21 protein-coding genes are annotated in these 21,343 nt (G+C 64.2%); 13 read left to right on the plus strand and 8 right to left on the minus strand.

All coding sequences use genetic code 11. The features are described from left to right. Positions 1-16 precede the first annotated feature (16 nt). Positions 17-1,138, minus strand: coding sequence for a DUF3108 domain-containing protein (locus NA29_RS02145; protein ID WP_052252446.1), 1,122 nt, complete (start codon positions 1,136-1,138; stop codon positions 17-19). Positions 1,139-1,315: 177 nt separating this feature from the next. Further along, positions 1,316-2,170 (minus strand): IclR family transcriptional regulator, encoded by an 855-nt coding sequence (locus NA29_RS02150; protein ID WP_039395240.1) that lies wholly within the window; start codon positions 2,168-2,170, stop codon positions 1,316-1,318. A gap of 187 nt (positions 2,171-2,357) precedes the next feature. Here NA29_RS02150 and NA29_RS02155 point away from each other — a divergent pair, with 187 nt between their 5' ends. From NA29_RS02155 to NA29_RS02180, 6 genes are all read left to right on the plus strand, one after another. Continuing rightward, positions 2,358-3,344 carry a fumarylacetoacetate hydrolase family protein gene (locus NA29_RS02155; RefSeq protein WP_039395243.1) on the plus strand — a complete coding sequence of 329 codons (987 nt, stop codon included), beginning with the start codon at positions 2,358-2,360 and terminating at the stop codon, positions 3,342-3,344. Positions 3,345-3,637: 293 nt separating this feature from the next. Then, the gene (locus tag NA29_RS02160) at positions 3,638-4,789 is read left to right on the plus strand and encodes an ABC transporter substrate-binding protein (RefSeq protein WP_039395246.1); all 1,152 of its coding nucleotides are present in this window, start codon (positions 3,638-3,640) and stop codon (positions 4,787-4,789) included. A gap of 146 nt (positions 4,790-4,935) precedes the next feature. Next, positions 4,936-5,757 carry an enoyl-CoA hydratase/isomerase family protein gene (locus NA29_RS02165; protein ID WP_039395249.1) on the plus strand — a complete coding sequence of 274 codons (822 nt, stop codon included), beginning with the start codon at positions 4,936-4,938 and terminating at the stop codon, positions 5,755-5,757. 87 nt (positions 5,758-5,844) lie between these two features. Continuing rightward, entirely contained in the window at positions 5,845-6,834 is a 990-nt protein-coding gene (locus tag NA29_RS02170; RefSeq protein WP_052252447.1) for a PhaM family polyhydroxyalkanoate granule multifunctional regulatory protein, read from the plus strand. 78 nt (positions 6,835-6,912) lie between these two features. After that, entirely contained in the window at positions 6,913-8,199 is a 1,287-nt protein-coding gene (locus NA29_RS02175; RefSeq protein WP_039395251.1) for a patatin-like phospholipase family protein, read from the plus strand. A gap of 83 nt (positions 8,200-8,282) precedes the next feature. Then, on the plus strand, positions 8,283-9,134 hold the full coding sequence (locus tag NA29_RS02180; protein WP_039395254.1) for an AraC family transcriptional regulator: 852 nt from the start codon (positions 8,283-8,285) through the stop codon (positions 9,132-9,134). 16 nt (positions 9,135-9,150) lie between these two features. Here the strand turns inward: NA29_RS02180 and NA29_RS02185 are convergent, their stop codons facing one another. The 3 genes from NA29_RS02185 to NA29_RS02195 all read right to left on the minus strand — a co-directional run bounded on the left by NA29_RS02185 (position 9,151) and on the right by NA29_RS02195 (position 10,926). Next, on the minus strand, positions 9,151-9,738 hold the full coding sequence (locus tag NA29_RS02185) for a LysE family translocator (RefSeq protein ID WP_039395257.1): 588 nt from the start codon (positions 9,736-9,738) through the stop codon (positions 9,151-9,153). Positions 9,739-9,867: 129 nt separating this feature from the next. After that, positions 9,868-10,305 (minus strand): nuclear transport factor 2 family protein, encoded by a 438-nt coding sequence (locus NA29_RS02190; protein WP_039395260.1) that lies wholly within the window; start codon positions 10,303-10,305, stop codon positions 9,868-9,870. Positions 10,306-10,329: 24 nt separating this feature from the next. Further along, a complete protein-coding gene (locus tag NA29_RS02195) occupies positions 10,330-10,926 on the minus strand; it encodes a chalcone isomerase family protein (protein ID WP_072633174.1) in 597 nt (198 codons plus the stop codon). 734 nt (positions 10,927-11,660) lie between these two features. Between NA29_RS02195 and NA29_RS02200 the strand changes: the two genes are divergently transcribed. The 3 genes from NA29_RS02200 to NA29_RS02210 all read left to right on the plus strand — a co-directional run bounded on the left by NA29_RS02200 (position 11,661) and on the right by NA29_RS02210 (position 14,172). Beyond that, positions 11,661-12,533, plus strand: a complete 873-nt coding sequence (locus tag NA29_RS02200) for a ferritin family protein (protein ID WP_174555920.1) — start codon at positions 11,661-11,663, stop codon at positions 12,531-12,533. A gap of 131 nt (positions 12,534-12,664) precedes the next feature. Then, positions 12,665-13,168, plus strand: coding sequence for a D-glycero-beta-D-manno-heptose 1-phosphate adenylyltransferase (gene rfaE2 / locus NA29_RS02205; protein ID WP_039395269.1), 504 nt, complete (start codon positions 12,665-12,667; stop codon positions 13,166-13,168). Then, complete coding sequence (locus NA29_RS02210) at positions 13,165-14,172, plus strand: asparaginase (RefSeq protein ID WP_039395272.1); 1,008 nt, start codon at positions 13,165-13,167, stop codon at positions 14,170-14,172. Before rfaE2 ends, NA29_RS02210 begins: the two co-directional genes overlap by 4 nt. A 117-nt stretch (positions 14,173-14,289) precedes the next feature. Here NA29_RS02210 and NA29_RS02215 read toward each other — a convergent pair whose 3' ends face one another. From NA29_RS02215 to NA29_RS02225, 3 genes are read right to left on the minus strand one after another with little or no spacing between them, the layout of a single operon-like run. Continuing rightward, positions 14,290-15,171 carry an SPOR domain-containing protein gene (locus tag NA29_RS02215; protein WP_084103389.1) on the minus strand — a complete coding sequence of 294 codons (882 nt, stop codon included), beginning with the start codon at positions 15,169-15,171 and terminating at the stop codon, positions 14,290-14,292. Beyond that, a complete protein-coding gene (locus NA29_RS02220; protein ID WP_052252449.1) occupies positions 15,143-16,210 on the minus strand; it encodes a type III pantothenate kinase in 1,068 nt (355 codons plus the stop codon). Before NA29_RS02220 ends, NA29_RS02215 begins: the two co-directional genes overlap by 29 nt. 47 nt (positions 16,211-16,257) lie before the next feature. Next, positions 16,258-17,274, minus strand: coding sequence for a biotin--[acetyl-CoA-carboxylase] ligase (locus NA29_RS02225; RefSeq protein WP_052252450.1), 1,017 nt, complete (start codon positions 17,272-17,274; stop codon positions 16,258-16,260). 228 nt (positions 17,275-17,502) lie between these two features. Between NA29_RS02225 and NA29_RS02230 the strand changes: the two genes are divergently transcribed. The 4 genes from NA29_RS02230 to NA29_RS02245 are packed head-to-tail and all read left to right on the plus strand — an operon-like array spanning position 17,503 to position 21,341. Continuing rightward, complete coding sequence (locus NA29_RS02230) at positions 17,503-18,624, plus strand: MlaE family ABC transporter permease (RefSeq protein ID WP_039395278.1); 1,122 nt, start codon at positions 17,503-17,505, stop codon at positions 18,622-18,624. After that, the gene (locus tag NA29_RS02235; protein ID WP_224786739.1) at positions 18,624-19,559 is read left to right on the plus strand and encodes an ABC transporter ATP-binding protein; all 936 of its coding nucleotides are present in this window, start codon (positions 18,624-18,626) and stop codon (positions 19,557-19,559) included. The genes NA29_RS02230 and NA29_RS02235 overlap by 1 nt, the downstream gene beginning before the upstream one ends. After that, positions 19,549-20,514, plus strand: coding sequence for an MlaD family protein (locus tag NA29_RS02240; protein WP_039395282.1), 966 nt, complete (start codon positions 19,549-19,551; stop codon positions 20,512-20,514). The genes NA29_RS02235 and NA29_RS02240 overlap by 11 nt, the downstream gene beginning before the upstream one ends. Positions 20,515-20,546: 32 nt before the next feature. Continuing rightward, the gene (locus tag NA29_RS02245) at positions 20,547-21,341 is read left to right on the plus strand and encodes an ABC-type transport auxiliary lipoprotein family protein (RefSeq protein ID WP_095178511.1); all 795 of its coding nucleotides are present in this window, start codon (positions 20,547-20,549) and stop codon (positions 21,339-21,341) included. Positions 21,342-21,343 lie beyond the last annotated feature (2 nt).

Genomic DNA, 21,343 nt, shown 5'->3' on the forward strand with positions numbered 1-21,343 from the left:
ACCTCTCAGCGCTTCATCATTGGGCCGATTTCTCCGTGAAGATCAGCTCGAACTCGTTGCCGGACGGCTCCGTCTGTTTCACGCGCACCGGCAGCCAGTCGAGCGATGGTGCGAGCCAGATATCCACACGCCGCTCGTCGCCCGCCTTGCGCGGCAGACGTGTGAAGTGGCGCGTCTCGACGTAACCGTTGCGCGTGGCCATCGTCTCGCTGCCGACGTACTGCACCGGCCACACCTCGCTGCTATCCGTGTCGACCACGGTGAACTCGTGCGTCACGCCGACCTGGGTATAGCGCTCGGGATTGCCCCGCGCGTAGCTCGCCAGTTGCATCATCACGCTGAACCGGTCCTGTGCGCCGGGCGCAAGCGGGACCGACTGGCCCGAGCGGGAGAAGTGGAGCGTGGGCGTGGCGTCACGATGGAAATCGGTGATGTATTCCGCGCGACGCCCGCGTTTTTCCACATAACGGGATGGCGCGATGCCGTTCGCGTCGTAGCCGCCTTCGCTGATGAACTCGAACGTGCCGAAGAAGATGATCGGCACGGCCACGCGCAGCGTGTAATGCCCGTTCTCGTTGATCCAGTGGAGCTGCCCCGTCTGATTGCGCACGCCGTTCATGAGCGCGTCGTAGGTCAGGGTGACGGACGGCGGTGGCTCGAACTTGTCGCCATTCGCGGCGGCGGCCGTGAGCGGCACACCGGGTGCGGCGGCGGCGTCCGACGCCTTCGCGCCGGGCATGTCGCCTTCGCTCGCCACTGTCTCCGACGCGGCTACCGGGCCCGGCGTATCCGTCGCGACAGGGGCGGCGAGCGTATCGGGGGGCGCAGGGGCGCGCGGACGTGGCTTGGCGACCGGCTTGGGTTTGGGAGGCGGCGGTGCCGGCGGTTCGGGTGGCGCGACCGGTTTGAGCGGGATCAGCGTGATCGGAATGCTGGGGATCGGCGTGTCGTCGAGCGTCGTGCGATGGACGGCGACCCAAAACGCGATGAGCACGTGTGCGACGAACACCGCCGTGAGCACGGCGGCCCACAGGCCCCAACGTCTGCCCGGTCGCTTAGCGCGCGACGGCTGCGCAGGCGTCTGCCCGGCGACGTCAGCCACGCCCGGGGCCGCCGGCGAATCGGGGGCCGCAGGCATGTCGGGTGTCGCTTGAGGAGGCTTACCAGGGGGCAGCAAAGACACGAGTTGGAATCGATCGGGATGTCAGAAGCTCAGGATCTCATATTGCGATGACCACGGTTCGACAGCACCCGCTGCGGGCCGTTCATCCCGCAACTTTCAGCGTTTTCTGCAGCGCTGTCTTCAACGCGGTCTTCAACGTTTTCCCCCGGGCGCCTGCGCGTGTCCGAGGTCGGCGGAGAGATTCTGAGCGAGCGTGCGCAAGGCCGTGTCGATGGGGCCGCCCCAGCGCGCGTCGAAGCGACTCTCGGGGCCGAGCGCCATGAGACCCATCACGAGTTGTCCCGTCGCGTCGAACACCGGCATGCAGAACGCGTTGACGGACGGCAGCACCGTACCTTCGACGCGGGCCGCCCGATGCGCGCGCACATCGTCGAGTACCGCTTCGTACTCCGCGCGCGTGGCGGGCAGATGATGTCGCGACGCGTGTTGCAAGGCGGTGAGTGCGGCGTCGATGAGCGGGGCGGTCTGACGCTCCGGGAGATAGGCGGCGAAGAGTCGACCGGCGGCCGATTCGAGCATGGGCATCACGTCGCCCAGACGCAGCGGCACGCGCATCGGGAACGTCGATTCGAGCCAGTGCACGACGGTCGGCCCCTGATTGCCCCAGACGGCCAGCCCCACGGTCTGATCGATGGCGTCGCGCAGTTCCGACATGGCGAAGCGTGCGGCCTTGAAGGCGTCGATGCGCGCGAGGTGCGCGAGTCCCATGCGCAGCGTGAACGGGCCGAGGTCGTAACGTCCGCTAACCGGATCCTGAACAATGAGTCCGAGCCGTTGAAAGCTCACCAGGTAGCGGTGCGCTTTGGCGGGGTTCATGCCAGCCGAGTGCGCGAGATCGCGCAGCATCATGGCGTTCGACGCTTCGGTGAGCACTTCGATCAGACGGAAGCCCACTTCGATGGACTGGATGCCCGAGCGGGTCTTCTCCTCGTCGGGGGCTGCGCTGCCGTCCTTCTCGCTCTCGTTGTGATGTTCAGGCGCTGTCATGTGTCTCTTGAATAGTTGTCATGGCCGCTTGCCGGGGCACTGCTCGACCCGTGCCCGGTCGATGCCCTCAGGTAGAATCGTCGGTGTCAAGCGCCATTCTATCGGGCCAAAATCGCCGGGCCTCAAATTGGAATCCGCTTTATCCGAATCCGCTAAAACTGCCGTAATTGCCTGCAGACGCCATCACATGAAACTCGCTACCCGTAAGGACGGCACGCGCGACGGTCAACTGATCGTCGTCTCGCGCGACCTGTCGACCGCCTGCATCGCCGACGCCATTGCTCCCACGCTGCAACGCGTGCTCGACGACTGGACGTTCTACGCCCCGCAACTGCACTCGCTCTATACCGAACTCAACCACGGCCGCGCGCGCAACGCCTTCGCGTTCGACCCGGCCGAATGCATGGCGCCGTTGCCGCGCGCTTATCAGTGGGCCGACGGCTCGGCCTATGTGAATCACGTCGAACTGGTGCGAAAGGCACGCGGCGCGGAGATGCCCCCCGAATTCTGGACCGACCCGCTGATGTACCAAGGCGGCAGCGACGACTTCATCGGGCCGACGGACGACATCGTCTGCGCCTCGGAAGACTTCGGCATCGACTTCGAAGCCGAGGTTGCCGTGGTGACCTCGGACGTGCCGATGGGCGCGAGCCCGGCGCGCGCGCTCGAAGGCGTGCGTCTGCTCATGCTGGTCAACGATGTGAGCCTGCGCAACCTGATCCCGGCCGAACTCGCCAAGGGCTTCGGGTTCTTCCAGAGCAAACCGGCCAGCGCGTTCTCGCCGGTTGCCGTCACGCCCGACGAACTGGGCGATGCATGGCGCGACGGACGTGTGCATCGTCCGCTAACGGTGAAGTGGAACGACAAGAAGTTCGGCGCACCGGAGTGCGGCGAAGACATGGTGTTCGACTTCGGCCAGTTGGTTGCGCACGTGTGCAAGACGCGTAACGCGCGCGCCGGGACCATCGTCGGTTCGGGCACGATTTCGAACAAGGATCGCAGCCGTGGCAGCGCGTGCATCGCCGAGAAGCGCATGCTGGAGACCATCGAGAAGGGCGCGCCCGAGACCGCATTCATGCGTTACGGCGACCGTGTGCGCATCGAGATGTTCGACGCGCAGGGCAAGACGATCTTCGGGGCGATCGATCAGGCCGTCGCACCGCTGGACGAGTAATCGTAGTCCGAACGGTACAGCCAACGGGTAGACCAACCGCGCGGACGGGAAAAGTGAAGATGGCTGCAAGCCATATCCGGCGTGACTTCCCGGGGTATGGGAGGATACGTCCATAGGGTGAACCCGGATATGGCGGGGAATTCTGCCTCCGCTATTCTTTGTCTCCTTGAGTCGGTGCGCATGCCTGGCAGGTTCGCGCACCGGCCGTTACTTTCGCCGGCGCGGCGCGAGGTGTCCGTCCCGGGGCATCTGCGTTTCAAAAAATCAAGCGCGGGCCAGACCAGGAGAATTCCATGCGAAACCCCGTGCGCACTGCCCTGCTGGGTGCGATGTTGCTGGCGTTGGCCGGCGGCGCTGCCGCTCAGGTCAAGATTGGTGTGAACATCTCGCTCACCGGCCCGGCGGCCTCGCTCGGCCTGCCTGCGCGCGACACTGTCGCCATGCTGCCGAAGGAAATCGGCGGACAGAAGGTCGACTGGATCGTGCTGGACGACGCGTCGGACACCACGACCGCCGTTCAGAACACCAAGAAGCTCATCTCCGAAAATCACGTCGACGCCATCATTGGTTCGTCGATCACGCCGAACACGCTGGCGATGCTCGATGTGATCGCTGCTGGCACCACGCCGACGATTTCGCTCGCTTCGTCCGCCCGCATCATCGAGCCGGTCGACGCCAAGCGCTACTGGATGTTCAAGACCCCGCAGACCGACGCGCAGATGGCCTCCGCTATCGTGGCCCACGCTTCGCGTCACGGAGTGAAGAAGATGGCCTTCATCGGCCAGGGTGACGCGCTCGGCGAGGCTTTCTATGACGAAGTCGCCAAGTTCGCCAAGGTGAATCACATCGAGATGGTCGCGAGCGAGCGCTTCGCACGCACCGACCCGAGCGTCACCGGCCAGATCCTGAAGATCATGGCGACCAACCCCGACGCCGTCGTCGTGGGGGCCGCCGGTACGCCGGCAGCGCTGCCGCCGAAGGCCCTCGCCGAGCGCGGCTACAAGGGTCTCGTGTACCACAACCACGGCGTGGGCAATAACGACTTCCTGCGCGTGTGCGGCAAGGACTGCAACAACACGTACCTGCCGGCCAGCCCGGTGCTCGTGGCAGCGCAACTGCCGAACGATCATCCGGCCAAGGCGGTCGCGCTCGACTACATCAAGAAGTTCGACGCCAAGTACGGCGCGGGCAAGGTGGCGGCCTTCGGTTCGTACGCCTGGGACGCTGGCATTTTGCTTGAGCGCGCGATTCCGATCGCACTGAAGACGGCCAAGCCGGGCACGCCGGAATTCCGCAAGGCGCTGCGTGACGCGCTGGAAACGACCAAGGACGTGCACGTCACGAACGGCATCACCAACATGAGCCCGACCGATCACCTTGGCCTCGACCAGCGCGCCCGCGTGATGGTCAAGATCGAAAACGGCAAGTGGGTGATCGCCCCGTAATCGCCGAAACTTCCGAATGCGGGACGTCATGTCCGTCCCGCATCAACCTCGTATTTGACCCGTTGACCGTCGGCGGCGCTGGCATATCCGGTGCCGCTGTTTCCCATCCCCGCCTATGCGGGGATATTTTTTTGGAGCGGTAAGCCATGTCGCAAGACCCCTATCAACACTACCAGTCGCTGCAATTCAAGCGGCATCCGAACGGCGTGCTCGAACTCATCATGGGCGCCGGGGCGAACAAGAGCGGTCTGTCGACGGCCGACCATCGCATGCATCAGGAACTGGCCGACGTGTGGCGCGATATCGACCGCGACGCCCAGACGCGCGCCGTCGTGATTCGCGGTGAGGGCAAAGGCTTTTCAGGCGGTGGGGATCTGTCGCTCGTCGAAGACATGGCGGACGACTTCACTGTTCGGGCGCGAGTGTGGCGCGAGGCACGCGATCTCGTCTACAACGTGATCAATTGCAGCAAGCCCATCGTCTCTGCGATGCACGGTCCGGCGGTCGGCGCGGGGCTGGTGGCGGGCTTGCTCGCGGACATCTCGATTGCCGCGAAGACGGCGCGCATCATCGATGGACATACGCGTCTGGGTGTGGCCGCGGGCGACCATGCCGCCATCGTCTGGCCGCTTTTGTGCGGCATGGCGAAAGCGAAGTACTACCTGCTGCTATGCGAACCGGTGACGGGCGAGGAGGCCGAGCGCATCGGACTCGTGTCGCTCACCGTGGACGAGGCGGACCTGCTGCCGAAGGCGTTCGAAGTGGCCGATAAGCTCGCGCGCGGCTCCAGCACGGCGATTCGGTGGACAAAGTACGCGTTGAACAACTGGTTGCGCAGCGCCGGACCGGCGTTCGACGCATCGCTGGCGCTCGAATTCATGGGCTTCTCCGGGCCGGACGTGCGCGAGGGGCTGGCGTCGCTGCGGGATCGCCGCGCACCGGACTTCGGAGGCGACGCCCCGTTTTGACACACCGCTGGCGCAAGCTCGGCGTATGATCGATAGCCATACGCCCTGTGTGCTTCAACTGCCGTCCGTGCCCGACTGGAGACTGTAATGAGCGATTCGACGAGTGCCATGCCTAACGGCTTCGACATTCTCAAGAAGATGTGGGAGGCGTTCAGTCCGCCCGCGACATTCACCTCGCCGCTGACGCAGTTGATGCAAAGCGCTGCGCCGTTGCTCGATCCCGACGAAATCGAAAATCGCATTGCCGAGATGCGTGCGGTGGAACAGTGGCTCACGCTCAACCTGAACGTGCTGCGCTCGACGATTCAAGCCTTCGAAGTGCAGCGCGCCACGTACGCGACGCTGCGCGCGTTCGGCACGGGCAGCTTCGGTGCGACGGACGCGTCAGGCGCGACGGACACCGGCGCGTCCCCGTTCGGACAGGCGGCTGCTGCCAACCTCTGGCGTTCACCGTTTGCCGCCGCCGAGCCAGCGCAGGACGTCGAGCCGGAACCGCAGGCGAGTGCGCCCGAAGCGGAACCGGAAGCCGAACCCGAAGCCGGGTCGGAAGCTGCCGCGCAGGCCGGTGCCGAGAACGAAGCCGGTGCGTCGGCGTCGCCTTTTGGCCAGGCGAGCAGTGCCTATGGGGCGCTGGACCCGTCGATGTGGTTCAACGCCATGCGCGCGCAGTTCGACCAGATTGCCGCTGCCGCGCAGGCGGCAGGCGTCTCGGCTGCGCAGATGACCGAGGCTGCGGCGGCGCAAATGTCCGATGCGGCGGCTAAAGTAACGAAGGCAACGAAGGCCGCAGCACCGTCCGCAGCGAAGGCATCGGACAAGACGGCCGCCCCCACAAAGCGCGCCGCGCCGGGAACGAAGACGGCATCCAGGACGGCGGCTAAACGCGCGCCGGCCAGCAAGAAGACGCCCGCCAAAACGGCGACTAAATCCGCTGCGGCCAAGACGTCGGCCAAGACATCCGCCAAAACGCCGGGACGCTCGTCGTCGGCAAAGGCCGAGGGCGAAACTCCGGCACAGGCGTCGGCCAAGGGCCGTGCATCGGGCAGCACAGGGAAACAAACCGCCTGGAAGTGGTAGGGCGCGCGACTTCGGTTGCATGCCCGGCAGCTGACGGCGGGGGAAGAATAACGACAGCGAAGGCAGAGGAGGCCCCCCATGATCTCAGGCGAACGTACCGGTCTCGTCCTGATGGGCGGAGGCGCACGCGCCGCGTATCAGGTCGGCGTGCTCGCGGCGATTGCCGCGATACAACGCGAGGTCCTGCCGTCGCGGCGGGCTATCCCGTTTCCGATTGTCTGCGGGACGTCGGCAGGTGCGATCAATGCCGCTGCACTTGCCTCGCATGCAGACGATTTTCAGCACGGTGTCATGAAGCTCGACGCCGTCTGGCGTCAGTTTCACGCCGGTCAGGTATTTCGCGCCGATTCGCTGGGCATGGCGGGCACCGGTGCGCGCTGGCTCGCCGCCATCTCCCTCGGCTGGGCGTTGCGCCGCTCGCCGCGCTCGCTGTTCGACTGGTCCCCGCTGGCGGATATGCTGCGCCAGGCGATTCGTCTGGACCGGTTGCCGGACGTTTTCGCCTCCGGTGCGCTCGAAGCCCTGTCGGTCACCGCCTTGTCGTACTCCTCGGGCAAACACGTCACTTTCTATCAGAGCGCCGAACCGATTCAGGCGTGGAAGCGTTCGTTACGGCTCGCACGCGCTGTGCCGCTGACAGTCGAGCACCTGCTGGCATCGAGCGCGATCCCGTTCCTCTTTCCGGCCATCGAACTCGATCTCGACGGACAGTCCGAGTATTTCGGCGACGGCTCGATGCGTCAGATCGCGCCGCTCAGTCCGCCGATTCACCTGGGGGCCTCGCGTGTGCTCATCATCGGGGCGTCGCACGGACAGTACGGACTCGATAGCAGCGGCGAGCGCATCGGCGGTTATCCGAGCCTCGCGCAGATCGGCGGACAGGCGCTGGCGAGCGTGTTCATCGACGGGTTGTCGGCGGATCTGGAGCGTCTGCAACACATCAACAATGTGCTGCGATACGTGCCGGAGGCGCAACGCGAGTCGAGTGGATGGCGTCCCATCGAGACGCTGCTGATTTCGCCGAGCCAGCGTCTGGAGCCGATTGCAGCGCGACACCTGAAGCAACTGCCGCGCGCCGTTCGCACGATGCTGGGGGCGATCGGCGCGGATGCCGAGCGCGGTGCGGCGTTTGCGAGTTACTTGCTGTTCGAGTCGGCCTACACGCAGGAGCTGATCGCGCTCGGTGAAGCGGATGCGTACGCGCAGCGCGACGCGATTGCCGCGTGGCTCGTGGCCGAAGCCGATGGTACGAGCCCGCTCGACGACGTCGAAGCCGGTGCGGTCGGCGGTGCCGCGCCACCGGCCAACTCGCCGCTGTCGATCGATCCCGGCACCGTGGCAGATACCGGAAAGCCCGCGGCATGAGGCGCATGGACTTCCCGTCTCCCGACTCCCGTTTCCCATCTCCCACTTCCCGCTATCATTGCCGTCTTCACTGAGTCGCGCGTATGTCGAAATCATCCCGTTCCGCAGTCGCATGTCCCTATCCGTCGACGTTCTGGCGCGACCCGGCGTTGCCGTTTCTCGAAGCCCGCGAAGTGCTCGACGGGCGGCGCGTGTGCTACGCGCTGCACAGTCACGAGACGTTCTCCATCGGCGCGGTGACGGGCGGTCGCAGCACGTATCTGAACGGACGCGCCCGTGAGACCGTGGGGCGAGGCAGTGTCGTCGTGATGAACCCGGATGCGGTACACGCCTGCAATCCCATCGGCGACGAGGCATGGGCCTATCGCATGCTATTCGTCGACACGGCGTGGTTGGGCAATCTTCAACGCGAACTGGGGTTTGCGCATGGGCAGGATCTGCATCTCTTCGACCCGATGTCGTCGACCGACCCCGCGCTGTACGACGGACTGAACCGGCTTTACGACGTTTGCACCGACACGTCGCGTGATCGGCTGGAGCGCGAGAGCGTCGTGCAACAGTTTTTCATCGATGTGCACGAGCGGTTGAATCCCGGGCCGAAGCCGATGCGCGACGACTCGCACAAACTGCGTGACGCCGCCGATTTCATCCGCGCGCACTGCTGCGAGGCGTTGACGCTGGCGCAGATCAGTGCGGCGGCGGGCTTGTCGGCGTCGTATCTGACGCGGGCATTCCGTGCGCAGTTCGGCCTCACGCCGCATGCGTTTCTCATGAACCAGCGCATTCAGTATGCGCGGGCGCGCCTGCGGCGCGGACATGCCATCGCCGAAGTCGCGCTCGACGCGGGCTTTGCCGATCAGGCGCATTTTCAGCGGACCTTCAAGCAGTTTCTCGCCGCGACACCGGGACATTATCGCGAGCCGCGCGCGGCGTGAGCGTCATTGCCCCGCATCATCCCGCTGCAACCAGATACACCGCACTTCCCGCCAGCAGCGCGGCCATCACGCGATTGAGCCGCCGCACCCGTTTCGGATCTCGCATGTGATGGCGCAGCATCGCGCCTGCCGCCGCCCAACACCCGACCGACAACCAGCACACGACGAAGTAGATCGCAGCGAATTGCCAGATGCGTGTGGGGTTGCCGCCCGTGTAAGCGCCCATGCCTGCAAGCGCGGCGAGCCACGCCTTCGGATTGAGCCACTGCATGACGGCACCGTGCGACAGGGTCGGGCCGCGCTGCGTGTTGGCGTCGCCAAGTTCACCGTTGTCGACGGCGAGCTTGTACGCCATATACAGCAGGAACGCCACGCCGAACCATTGGATCGCATGCAGGAGCACAGGCACGCGCTGCAGGAGTTCGTACACGCCGAAACCTACGGCGACGAGCAGCGCGACGAAGCCGACGGTCGCCCCCGTCACGTGGCGCAAACTCGGCATGAGCCCATAGCGCGCGCCCGAGCCGAGCGCTACGACATTCACAGGGCCTGGCGTGATGGAGGCCGCTAGCGCGAACGCGGCCATCGAATAGAAAACGGTCATCGGAATCCTCATTGCGAACGAGTTCACAACATCACATGCGTCGGATGACGGTGTGTGTGAGGTTCCGACTTTAGGTGGAGGCTTGCGCGGTGTATTGAAGAAAACTGCTCTATGCAGGATCGTGGCGGCTCAAAGAAACATGCGCTCACGCAGCCAACGTATCAAACGTCCCAGAAAGGGGAGTTTCAGATAGATGTCTTCAGTCGCATCCCAATAGTCGCGCTGATAGGCGACGCGACCGTCGACCGCGAGCCGAAGATGCGACGCGCCATGGATGACCTGTTCGTCGTCGAGCCAGCGTTTGGCGTGAAAGTGGAGGTTCCAGACGAGTAATGCCTGATTGTGCTGAAGCAGTTGCGCCGTCACTTCGAAGCGCGGTACGTCAAGGCGCTCGAACAGATGCGTGAGCAGCGACGCGACTTCGGCGGCGCTGCGTACTTCGTGCAGCGGTGTCTTGACGTAGACGTTGGGGGTGTAGAACTCCCCCAGATTCTCGATGCTCTGGCGGGTCAACGTCTCGAAGTACTGGGTCAGGCGCGTGAGCGCGGCAGCGTGATCGATGTCCATAGGCACGCTTGTCCGGGCGCGGGCTCAGCGGGCGTCGCTGATTAGTTCCGCGCGAAGATCGGGCGCGCTGGTGCGCGGGTCCAGCCAGATGGCGAAGAAGGCGCGTCCGAAGGCGTCGCCTGCGATCTGGCCGATGAGCTTGCCGTCCGAGTAGAAGCGAGTGCCGTCTCCCGGCCGGAAGACGCCGGTGAGATGCTGGCCTGCCGAGACGTCGGGCAAGATGCGCGCAAGTTCTTCGGCCCAATGCTGGCGCTCGGCGTCGGTCCCCAGTTGCAACTTGCTCATCTCGATGAGGCTGCGTTGTACGAGCGTGTGGGACTTGAAACTTCGCGCGTAGCGCACGTCGAGCACGAGCGGATGCGTGCTCCAGTTGGCGCTGAGGCGATTCGCACCGGAGAAGAGGGCGGCGTCGTATAGATGGAAGCCCATTCGCGAGAACGATCCCTGCCCGACGAGATGCGCGGACGGGATTTCCTGCGAGGCGAGTTGCTCGACGTCGAACGCCAGAGCGCCAGGCGCTGCCGCCACGGCCATCAAAAAACAGGCGGTGCGCAACCAGACGGCAAAGTGGGGACGATGAACTGCGTGCGCCCGGTTTGCCCGATGTGCTCGAAGTGCCATGCTCGGCTCCCTATCGGTGAAGGGATCAAGGATTAAGTCGAGTCGGTAGGCCCATTGGCGACGCCCGGCTCGTTCTGCCGGTGCGTCTGCCCGTCATTCATGTTGCGTAATTGCGACTGAGAACTATCCTCAAAGTGAGGCGTGGCGAGCGGCGGTTGTCGGGCCGGCCTGCGGCACTACTGAGGCGCCACTGAGGCGATTTCGTCGCAAATTCGGAACGATTGCTTCCAGCGTAGACCATGGGCGCGGCCTGCGCAGGCCCGTGGCACAAGGAAATACCCTGACACCTCACCTGAAATCGCCCTTTGGACGGCCGGGGCAGGGTAAGCATCGACCGCGTGCAACCGTCTATCAGGAGGTGCGTTGGGAAGCCTCTTGCTCCCTCAGCTTAGGTCGTTTGCGTGACAATTTGACAGGCGTCAAAATTACGACGCATTACCGTCACGTGAGTGTCAAACGTCACGGTAATTAAGGGGAATTATGTTATGATTCAAGAGTTTGCCCATATTTTAGTAGGGTCGCTCTAAGCCATTTTGCCAGGATGCGGCCAGTCAACAGGCGTGAAATCGCCGTCCTTCTGCGACGGCAGGGTTCAAGACGTGGAACCGGACGGCGGGGGCCGACCGAGACCCGCTCACCGTTTTGTCTGTCGAAATTCGGCGTAAACTTTCACAATACTATCTTGAGTCCTGGTGTAAGGTCTCGCGACCTTGGGGGTAATTGAAATGACCGAAATGCTGTATCCCGAACTGTACAAGTCGCTGGAGGCAGTGCGTTGGAACATGGAGAAGGACATTCCGTGGGACAAATTCGACGCAAGCCAACTCACCGACGATCAGGCGCGCACCATCAAGATGAATGCCATCACGGAATGGGCGGCGCTGCCGGCCACCGAGATGTTCCTGCGCGACAATCGTGACGACAGCGATTTCTCCGCATTCATGAGCGTGTGGTTCTTCGAAGAGCAGAAGCACTCGCTGGTGCTCATGGAGTACCTGCGCCGCTTCCGCCCGGAACTCGTGCCGACCGAAGCCGAGCTGCACGCTGTGCGTTTCCCGTTCGATCCGGCGCCGCCGCTCGAAACGCTGATGCTGCACTTCTGCGGCGAAATCCGCCTGAACCACTGGTATCGCCGTGCTGCCGAATGGCACACCGAGCCGGTCATCAAGCACATCTACGAAGTCATTTCGCGCGACGAAGCGCGTCATGGCGGCGCTTATCTGCGCTACATGAAGAAAGCCATGACGACCTTCGGCGACAACGCACGTGCTGCGTTCGCGAAGATCGGCGTGTTGATGGCTGCGGCGCGTCGCACCGAAAAGCCGCTGCACCCGACCAATCTGCACGTGAACAAGGAACTGTTCCCGAACGATACGGTGCAGTCGCGTCTGCCGGAGCCGGAATGGCTCGAACACTGGCTCGACGAGCAAATCAAGTTCGACGACAGCTGGGAAAAGAAGGTGGTCGAGCGCATTTTGCACAACATGTCGCTGCTGTTCGAGCGCACGTTCGCGACGGCGCAGGACCTGAATCGTTACCGCAAGGAAATCACCGTCCGCCTCGCGGCCGTGACCGCACCGGCACCGGCCGTCGCGGCATCTGCGTAATCCAAAACGCAGGCAGACTTCGCGGTATCAACAAGAAAGGGGCTTCGGCCCCTTTTTTGTTTGGGGCGGTGAGGCTCGTGGGACAATAGCGGCCATCTTTGCGAACAGCGCGTCCACTTCGATCGAACGTCATGTCAACTCCCCAAGTCATTCCTCCGGCCGATTTCGAGGCCAAGATCCTCTCACGCGAAGCGCTTGCTGCGTTGGCGCCGACGCTGCCGCGCCCATTGGTGTTCACCAACGGCGTCTTCGACATTCTGCATCGCGGTCATGTGACCTATCTGGCGCAAGCACGTGCGCTTGGCGGATGTCTGATCGTAGGCGTGAATACGGACGCTTCGGTGCGCACCCTCGGTAAGGGCGACGATCGCCCCATCAACAACGAAAACGATCGTGCGGCCTTGCTCGCGGCGTTGCGAAGCGTCGACTATGTGGTGACGTTCGGTGAAACGACGCCCGAAGCGCTGATTGCCGCGGTGCGGCCCGACATTCTGGTGAAGGGGGGCGATTACGACATGGACAAGCTGCCGGAGTCTGCGCTGGTGCGCGGCTGGGGCGGCAAGGCAGTGGCCATTCCGTTCGAACATCAGCGCTCGACGACGTCGCTGCTCAAGAAAGTGCGGGCTCAATCATGAGTGTCGCTCCTCTCGTTGAAGTTACACGCGGCGCCAACGGTGTCGATACTGTCGAGTGCATCCATTATGGTTCGGTGGCTGTGGTCGACGCGCAGGGGCGCTTGCGCTATGCCGCAGGCGATCCGTCGTTCCTCACGTTTTCGCGCTCCACGCTTAAGCCATTTCAGGCACTACCCTTCGTGGAAGGCGACGGTGTGCCGCACTTCGGTCTGACGCAACCTGAGCTTGCTCTGCTGTGCGCGAGCCATTCCGGCGAGTCGTTTCACGTTGACGGCGTGAAAAGTCTGCTGAGCAAAGCCGGGTGCGACGAACATCACTTGCAGTGCGGATGCCACGTACCGACGTTCTATTCCGCCACAGGCAAGCGCGCACCGGCCGATCTGAAGCCGACGCCGTTGCACCATAACTGCTCGGGCAAGCATGCGGGCTTTCTCGCGTACTGCGCGCAACACGGTTTACCTCTCGACACCTATCTCGATCCTTCGCACCCGTTGCAGCAGCGCATTCGCGCACGTGTGGGCGACGTTGTCGGTGTTTCGGGCGATGCGCTACCACTGGGTATCGACGGTTGTTCCGCGCCGAACTACGCGTTGCCGCTCGACAAGCTGGCAGCGGCGTACGCGCGTCTCGCGGTAAGTGACGACGCGGCGCTCTCGACCCTATTCGACGCGATGACGCAGCAGCCGGAGATGGTGTCGGGTACCGCACGCAACGACCTCGCCTTCATGCGCATGGCGCCGGGCGACTGGGTGGCGAAAATCGGCGCGGACGGTGTACAGACCATCGGTGTTCGCTCCGCTGGTCTGGGCATCGCCATCAAGGTGGTCGACGGCAACATGCGTGCGCTCTACACCGCAGCGGTAGCCGTCCTTAAGGCACTGGGCCTCGTCGATGCCCCGGAAGCCACCGGTCTTGCCCCGTGGGTGTCGCCCGTCGTCAAGAACGCGCGTGGCACGCAAACCGGCGTTGTGCGGGCTGTCGTTGACTTGAAGCGAGTGAGCTGACGAGTTGATGAAAGGCGGGCGGGGCGAAGTGCCTGCGCGAGGTGCGAGGCGTTCGCCACCGCGCGTGCCTACCCTCGCCGCTTTGCGCGAGTGACCGTAGATTTGCGCGCAGGCGTGCTAATGCACACCGGCGGGCGGACTCCCCGCCGGCGCCGGGCATGCTTTCACCAGTTGTGCCGACCACTGCTGCGTGACCACGCCACGCACCTGCGTGGCGGCGTTCGCATTGATACCGGCAATGCGATAGATGATCCGGCTCTTGGCATTCGGCCTTTCGCTCAATTGCGGCGTCAGGCCTTTCTTTTGCGCGGTCGCCATCAGACGCGTCGCGCGATCTTTGTCGTTGAACAGCCCAAGCGAGACGACGATATTCGAACCCTCGTCGTTGAGCAGGAAGTATTCGGTCACGCCTGCCGAGCGCAATTGCGCGACCTGTTTGTCCGCAGCCGCCTTGTTCGGCACCGGGTCGAGATGCACCCAGTAGCGTTTGTCGACGGCGACAGACTGAATGTCGCCCTGACCGGCAGGCAGCGCGGCGAGCAGCAGGCCGCGCGCCTGTTGCGCATCGTTTGCGGCAAACGGACCGATATCGAGGCAGGAAGACGTTGCGGCGACCGCGGCCGCCTGAGCCGCGCTGGCATCGCTCGCGACGACGCCTGGCGCAGCGGCAGCCACCGCCTGAGTCGCTACCGTTGCAGTTGCCGATGATGCGGCGGCGTCACGAGACGCGGCATTTCCGCTTGCGTTGCCCGGCGCTTCGGCCGCCACCGACGACGCGCGTACCGGCGTCCCGCCACTGATGTCCGCACCCGTCAGCCGGATGTGCTCGGGGTCGAGTTGCGCCTTTACGCGGGCCGGTTCGCGGCCGGCTTCCGGCAGCACGTCACGCCATTTCAGCCAGCCCAGTTGCACGGCCGCAAATGCTGCGTTTGCCGCGAGAAACATGACGAGCAACAACGCGCGCAACATCTCAGACGCCTCCTCGTGCTTGTCCGGCATCGCGTGACGCGTCTGCCGGGGTATGGGGCTCGGTGGCTCTTGCCGCCGACGATTTAGTCGCGTCTAACGCGACTTCATAGAGCCCTGCTGGCACGAGCTGATCGTGCTCTGTAAAGGGCAGTGCGAGCGTTTGTGCGAGTGCATGACGCGCACCCCCGGAAAGCACGCAGCGCACGGGGGCGCCGAGCTGTGCTTCGAGCTGTGCGTAGCTGCGTTCGACGAGACCGGCCTGAGCGGCCGCACATCCGCGAAGAATAGCCTCGGTCGTGCTGCGTGCGAATGCCTGACCACCCGAAGGCATCGTGGCGTCGAGTGTGGGCAACTGCGCGGTACCTTGCGCGAGTGATTGCAGCATCAACGCGGGGCCCGGGGCGATCAGCCCGCCGAGATAGTCGCCGTCGCCGCGCAACGCTTCGATGGTTGTGGCGGTACCCAGTGTCACGATCAGGAGGTGTTCGCCCGGCCATGCGGCGTGTGCACCGATAAGGCTGGCCCAGCGGTCGCTGCCGAGCTGCGAAGGCGTGTGATAGCCGTTGCGCACGCCCGCCCGTGCGTCGCTCGCGCGCAGCACCTGAAGCCAGTCGGACGACGCCATGCCCCACAGCGTCTGCAAGGTCATGCGCACGGCTTGTTCGGCGGCTTCACCCGCGACATTGGTGAGCCAGACGCCGGTGGGGGCCGGGCAGATGAATCCGTCGTGTTGCCCGCCCTGCCCGATGGCGAGCGGTGCAGCGTTGGGCGCGAAGTGTCGACCGCCGGTTTGGCTCCCGGTGTCTTCGGTGTCTGACGTCGCAGACGTATCTGCTGCCAGTGCCGACCAGCCTGCACGAATTTGTGTGGCTAGCGTACGCCATTCGGCGTGATCTACCGCGCCGCTGGCGAGAAAAGACGGCGAGGCGGCACGCCAGTGTGCGGGTCGCACAGCCGGTGCCAATGCCCATTTGATGCGACTGTTCCCGGCGTCGACCAACAGCCAGGGGGCGGCACTGCCATTGACGCTACCGTTCGATGCGGCAGGCATGCCGTTCGCGCCGCGCATGCTTTCGGATATCGGCGATGCTGACGATGCTTTTCGGGGCGCGGACATCAGCGACCTCCCTGCGTTCCGGGGAGCGTTGTTGCGGTAGGCGGATCGAGCAACCGCACCGAGACTTCGCCGCTGGCGATCTTGCGCTCGCCTTCGGTCGTCGCGACACGCAGGCAGCCCTGCGAATCGACGCCGAGTGCGACGCCGTGCAACACGTCGCGTCCGTGTTCGATCACACGAATCGACGACCCGCCGTAGGCATGCATCGCTTCCCAGTCTTCGCGGAACGCGTCGAAGCGCTGCGTGTCGAAACGCGCGAGCATGGCTGCGAGTCGCTGAACCAGGGCGACGAGGACCGACGACATATCCGGATCTACGAGGATCGATTCGAGTGCAGCGGGCGGGGTGGCAGGGACCGCTTGAGTGGCGGCGCTGGGTGAAGCCGCCGTTGCGCTCTGAACAGCCGCGCTGTCGATGCGCGTCGCCACATCGCCCGCATGACGAAGATTGACGCCAATGCCGATGACGACGCCGATGCGTCCCGGCCCTGCCGGGACCGTCTCAATCAGAATGCCCGCGAGCTTGCCGCCACGCAGCAGGACGTCGTTGGGCCATTTAAGGCCGAGCGCCTGCGGTGCGGATATCGGCAAATCCGACAATCCCTCCACGACCGCGACGCCTGTTGCCAGCGACAAGCCGGCCAGTTGTGCCGGACCACCGGTCATTACATACGCCAGCGAGAACGTCAGGCTGTCGCCCGGCAAACTTTGCCATGCGCGCCCGCGTTGGCCTCGACCGGCGGTCTGTTGCATGGCGGCGCGAACGATCGGCGCACACGATGTGTCTTCACGAAGGCGCGCGAGCAGGTCGAGATTGGTGGAGCCTGTGGTGTCGACGACTTCGATCTGCCAGTCACGGCAAACCGCCGCCAGACGCGAACGAACGCGCTCGCCGTCGAGCTGGCGCGCGGCGGTGTCGTGGGCGGACGTTGCACCCGTGCCAGAGCGGCTTTCCGGGGAACCGGTGGCCGTGGCGTCGAGCGGATCGTGAGGCGAAGAAGGTGCGGCGTTATTCATGGCTGCTATTGTAGCGGCGAGGTTGGCGCCGCGCCGGTCTGTCCTGCGCCGAAGACCGTATTTCGGCATCATCCGAGGCGCGCATCGGACAATTCCGGCGGGTTTTCAGTCGCCACCGGGTTGCCATCATATTGCCGCGCCTGTACCGTACAATGACCGCGTTTTGCCGCGCATTTTGCTGGATCCACGCCGGATTTCGGCGAGTTTGTTGTCAGGAGATCCCCAGTTTTGAACCTCGATGCCGTACCCACTCTCGAGCTGACCACCTCCGCGCAAGGCCCGGTGGTCATGCTGCGCGGTCTGTGGACGGCGTTGGCGCTATCTCAGCGCAAGAAGACGCTCATCGGGCTGGTGCGTGCATTGCCTAACGGCGAGCTGGCCTGGGACCTCACTTGTGTGGAGCGCCTCGATCACGTGGGCGCGCAAGCCCTTTGGCGTTACTGGCAACGCAAGTACCCTCAGCGTATCGCGTTGACCGCCACGCAGCGCGCGCTGTTCGATCACCTCGCAGAATTCGACCGCACGCGTCAGAGTCCGGTGCCAAAGCGTCGCGTCGATCCCGTCAGCCAACTGGGCTATTCGCTGTTCACGCTGGGCGAGCATCTGCGCGACGGCATCTCGATGTTCGGTCGATTCGTGATCGACCTCGGCCGTGTCGTTCGCCATCCGTCGCGCGCGCCCTGGCTGGAAATGTCAGCGAACATCTACAGTGCCGGAGCGAAGGCGCTCGGCATTACTGCGATGGTCGCGTTCCTGATCGGCATCGTTCTGTCCTATTTGTCTGCCCAGCAACTGAAGTTGTATGGGGCAAGTACGTTTATCGTGAACATTCTCGGCCTGTCGGTGATCCGGGAACTGGGGCCAGTGCTTTCCGCGATTCTCGTCGCGGGGCGCTCGGGATCGGCGATCACGGCGCAACTGGGTGTGATGCGCGTGACCGAAGAACTGGATGCCATGCGCGTGATGGACATCCCGCACGGTTTGCGACTCGTGCTGCCGAAGGTCATTGCGCTGGCCATTGCCATGCCATTGCTCGTGATGTGGACGAACATCGTCGCTCTGCTCGGCGGCGCCATCGCAGCGAAGTACGAACTCGGCATCGGACTGCATTATTTCTTCACTACGCTGCCCAACGCCGTTCGTATCGCGAACTTGTGGATCGGTCTGGGGAAGGGCGTCGTCTTCGGCATGCTGATTGCGCTGGTGGCGTGTCACTTCGGCATGCGCGTCAAACCTAACACGCAGAGCCTTGGCGAGGGCACGACACAGTCGGTCGTCACGTCGATCACCGTGGTGATTCTGGCGGATGCCGTGTTCGCCATCCTCTTCCGCAACGTGGGGATCGGCTGATGAGCGAACCTATCGTGCGCGCCCCTGCCAACACCGCTGCGGTCTCGTCGCCGCAGGCCCAGAGCGATGTGCTGTTCGGCGCGTCGGCCGGATGCCCGCCGGTGTCGTCGACGTTGCCGGGCGAAGCCGAGCCGGTCATCGAGGTACGCAATCTCACGAAACGCTACGGCACGCACACGATTCACGAACATCTGGATCTCACCGTGCGTCAAAGCGAGATCATTGCGCTCGTCGGCGGGTCGGGGTCCGGCAAGACCACGCTGATACGGCAGATCATCGGTCTCGAAGGGCCAACCAGCGGGCATATCAGTATCTTCGGACATGACATCACGATGATCGACCGGCGCACGGCCCATTTGCTGCGTCGTCGTTCGGGCATGTTGTTTCAGCGCGGCGCACTGTTCTCCGCGATGACGGTGTTCGACAACATTGCGCAACCGCTGCGCGAGCTGCATACGCTTTCGGAAGACCTGATTCGCGATGTGGTGATGTACAAGCTGGAGATGGTCGGGTTGTCGGGGCGCATGGCCAATCGCATGCCGTCGGAATTGTCGGGCGGCATGATCAAACGTGTTGGCATTGCGCGCGCCATCGCACTGGAGCCGGAGCTGCTGTTCCTCGACGAACCGACGGCCGGGCTCGACCCGCAGGCATCGGACGAGTTTGTGGACATGGTGCGCGGCCTGCATCGCTCGCTCGGCCTGACGGTCGTGATGGTCACCCACGATCTCGACACGGTGATGATGCTGGCGACCCGTGTGGCGGTGCTGGCCGATCGCAAGGTACTCGTGAACGCACCGGTCGAAGACGTGGTGCGTGTCGATCACCCATTCATTCACAGCTTCTTCCTCGGTGAGCGCGGCAGACGCGCGTTGCTGGCTTTGCCTGCGGCACGGCGCGCCAAGATTTCGGAGTTACTCGACGATGGAAAATAAATCGCACGCTTTCATGGCGGGCCTCTTCACACTGGTATTGCTCGCCGCCGTTGCTGCTGCGGTGTACTGGTTCAATCGCGACAACCGCGTCCGTGTGCCCTACGACCTGGTCTCGCGGACCAACGTGACGGGCCTCAATCCGGAGTCGGCCGTGCGCTATCGCGGTCTGGGCGTCGGCAAAGTCGAGTCGATCAAGTTCGATCCCCGCACGCCGGGCCAGATCCTGATTCGCATTCTCGTGAACGAAGGCACGCCGATGACCAAGTCGACGTTCGCCACGCTGAGTTATCAGGGCGTGACGGGGCTGGCCTTCGTGCAACTCGATGACGATGGCCATGACCGCACGCTGCTACCGTCATCCGAGACACAGGTCGCGCAATTGCGTTTGCGTCCGAGTTTCGTCGACGAGCTTCAGCGGCGTGGCAACAACCTCGTGCACCAGCTTGAGGAAGCGACGTCGTCGGTCAACAAGTTGCTAGACCCCGAGAATCGGCAGGCGATCGTCGATTCGATCAATAGCGTGAAGACCGCCGCCCAGAGCGTGAGCCGTGTGGCGACACAACTCGAACCGGTCACGAAGCAACTGCCGGAAACCGTGCGCGAATTGAACGGCACGCTCGCTGGCGCGCATCGCCTGACGAACCAACTGACCGATCCGCAGGGACCGCTGGTGCGTAATCTGGATAGCGTGGGGCGGGCGGCGGATCAGGCGGCATCAAGTCTTGCCGCGTTCCAGGGCACGATGCAGACGTTCGAAGGTTCGCTGCAACAGGAAGCGCTGCCGCGTCTGAATCGTCTGTCGGACGATCTTCGCTTCACGTCGCAGGCGGTGGGGCAAGCCGCAGAGACGATCAATCGCAATCCGCGCGCATTGCTCTTCGGCACGTCGCCGCCTCCGCCGGGGCCAGGTGAGGCCGGTTTCGCGTGGCCGCGTGGGGCCGGGGCAGGTCAATGATGCGCGACACCGTCATGCAAGGGGATATCGAGATGAATAACGGTAAGGGTCGCCTCGCCACGTGGCTGTTCGGTCTTGGGGCCGTGCTCGGGACTGTGGTGTTGGTCGCCGGATGCGCCGCGCCGGCGCCGTCGGGTGCACTTGCGCGCTTCGATCTGGGGCCGCCGACAATGCCTGCGTCGGCTGCGGCCGGTGCGAACGGTGCAGCCGGTGCAGCCGGTGCCGCCGGTGCCAACGCCCCCGCCTCGGATGTCGCGGCTGCCGGTGCGCAGCAACTGTCGCCGCTCAAGGTCGTGGTCAACGCGCCGAGCTGGCTCGACTCGGACCTGATCTATTACCGTTTGCCCGCCAGCGAAGGCGATCAGGCACGCGTGTATGCCAATAGCCGCTGGCTTGCGTCGCCCGCACGGCTCTTTGGCGATCGTCTGCGTGCGGCGCTATCCGTCGATCGTGCGGTGCTCGCCGCAGGCGACCCGGCGGCCGCCCCCGCACTGCGTGTCGAGCTTGAAGAGTTCGCGCAGTACTTCGACAGTACGTCCGCCAGTCATGGTGTGGTGCAGGTCCGCGCGACGTTGTTCGACGGGCCGAAGCTGCTCGCGCAGACGACATTGCGCTCTCAGGCGCCCGCCGGCTCGGCGGATGCCGCCGGTGGCGCGCGTGCGCTGGCCACCGCCAGCGATGCGGTGCAGAAGCAGTTGATCCAGTGGCTCGCCGGACGTGTACCGGCACCTTCGGCAACAACGCGTGCCCCTGCGCAGTCGCGGGCGTTGCCCGCCGCGTCTTCCGCAGGTTCGTCGTCGGTGAGCGCTTCGGCGCCGTCGCGATAGCG

The sequence above is a fragment of the Pandoraea sputorum genome (assembly GCF_000814845.2).
Lineage (GTDB): Bacteria > Pseudomonadota > Gammaproteobacteria > Burkholderiales > Burkholderiaceae > Pandoraea > Pandoraea sputorum.

Bases quoted from the DNA above. Each gene is read 5' to 3' on its own strand.
- NA29_RS02155 (WP_039395243.1), top strand. From the start codon at position 2,358: ATGAAACTCGCTACCCGTAAGGACGGCACGCGCGACGGTCAACTGATC.
- NA29_RS02200 (WP_174555920.1), top strand. From the start codon at position 11,661: ATGCTGTATCCCGAACTGTACAAGTCGCTGGAGGCAGTGCGTTGGAAC.
- NA29_RS02175 (WP_039395251.1), top strand. From the start codon at position 6,913: ATGATCTCAGGCGAACGTACCGGTCTCGTCCTGATGGGCGGAGGCGCA.
- NA29_RS02215 (WP_084103389.1), bottom strand. From the start codon at position 15,171: ATGCCGGACAAGCACGAGGAGGCGTCTGAGATGTTGCGCGCGTTGTTG.
- NA29_RS02240 (WP_039395282.1), top strand. From the start codon at position 19,549: ATGGAAAATAAATCGCACGCTTTCATGGCGGGCCTCTTCACACTGGTA.
- NA29_RS02245 (WP_095178511.1), top strand. From the start codon at position 20,547: ATGAATAACGGTAAGGGTCGCCTCGCCACGTGGCTGTTCGGTCTTGGG.
- NA29_RS02145 (WP_052252446.1), bottom strand. From the start codon at position 1,138: ATGCCTGCGGCCCCCGATTCGCCGGCGGCCCCGGGCGTGGCTGACGTC.
- NA29_RS02150 (WP_039395240.1), bottom strand. From the start codon at position 2,170: ATGACAGCGCCTGAACATCACAACGAGAGCGAGAAGGACGGCAGCGCA.
- NA29_RS02220 (WP_052252449.1), bottom strand. From the start codon at position 16,210: ATGCGCGGCGCGAACGGCATGCCTGCCGCATCGAACGGTAGCGTCAAT.
- NA29_RS02160 (WP_039395246.1), top strand. From the start codon at position 3,638: ATGCGAAACCCCGTGCGCACTGCCCTGCTGGGTGCGATGTTGCTGGCG.
- NA29_RS02210 (WP_039395272.1), top strand. From the start codon at position 13,165: ATGAGTGTCGCTCCTCTCGTTGAAGTTACACGCGGCGCCAACGGTGTC.
- NA29_RS02195 (WP_072633174.1), bottom strand. From the start codon at position 10,926: ATGGCACTTCGAGCACATCGGGCAAACCGGGCGCACGCAGTTCATCGT.
- NA29_RS02235 (WP_224786739.1), top strand. From the start codon at position 18,624: ATGAGCGAACCTATCGTGCGCGCCCCTGCCAACACCGCTGCGGTCTCG.
- NA29_RS02170 (WP_052252447.1), top strand. From the start codon at position 5,845: ATGAGCGATTCGACGAGTGCCATGCCTAACGGCTTCGACATTCTCAAG.
- NA29_RS02190 (WP_039395260.1), bottom strand. From the start codon at position 10,305: ATGGACATCGATCACGCTGCCGCGCTCACGCGCCTGACCCAGTACTTC.
- NA29_RS02180 (WP_039395254.1), top strand. From the start codon at position 8,283: ATGTCGAAATCATCCCGTTCCGCAGTCGCATGTCCCTATCCGTCGACG.
- NA29_RS02165 (WP_039395249.1), top strand. From the start codon at position 4,936: ATGTCGCAAGACCCCTATCAACACTACCAGTCGCTGCAATTCAAGCGG.
- NA29_RS02185 (WP_039395257.1), bottom strand. From the start codon at position 9,738: ATGACCGTTTTCTATTCGATGGCCGCGTTCGCGCTAGCGGCCTCCATC.
- NA29_RS02225 (WP_052252450.1), bottom strand. From the start codon at position 17,274: ATGAATAACGCCGCACCTTCTTCGCCTCACGATCCGCTCGACGCCACG.
- rfaE2 (WP_039395269.1), top strand. From the start codon at position 12,665: ATGTCAACTCCCCAAGTCATTCCTCCGGCCGATTTCGAGGCCAAGATC.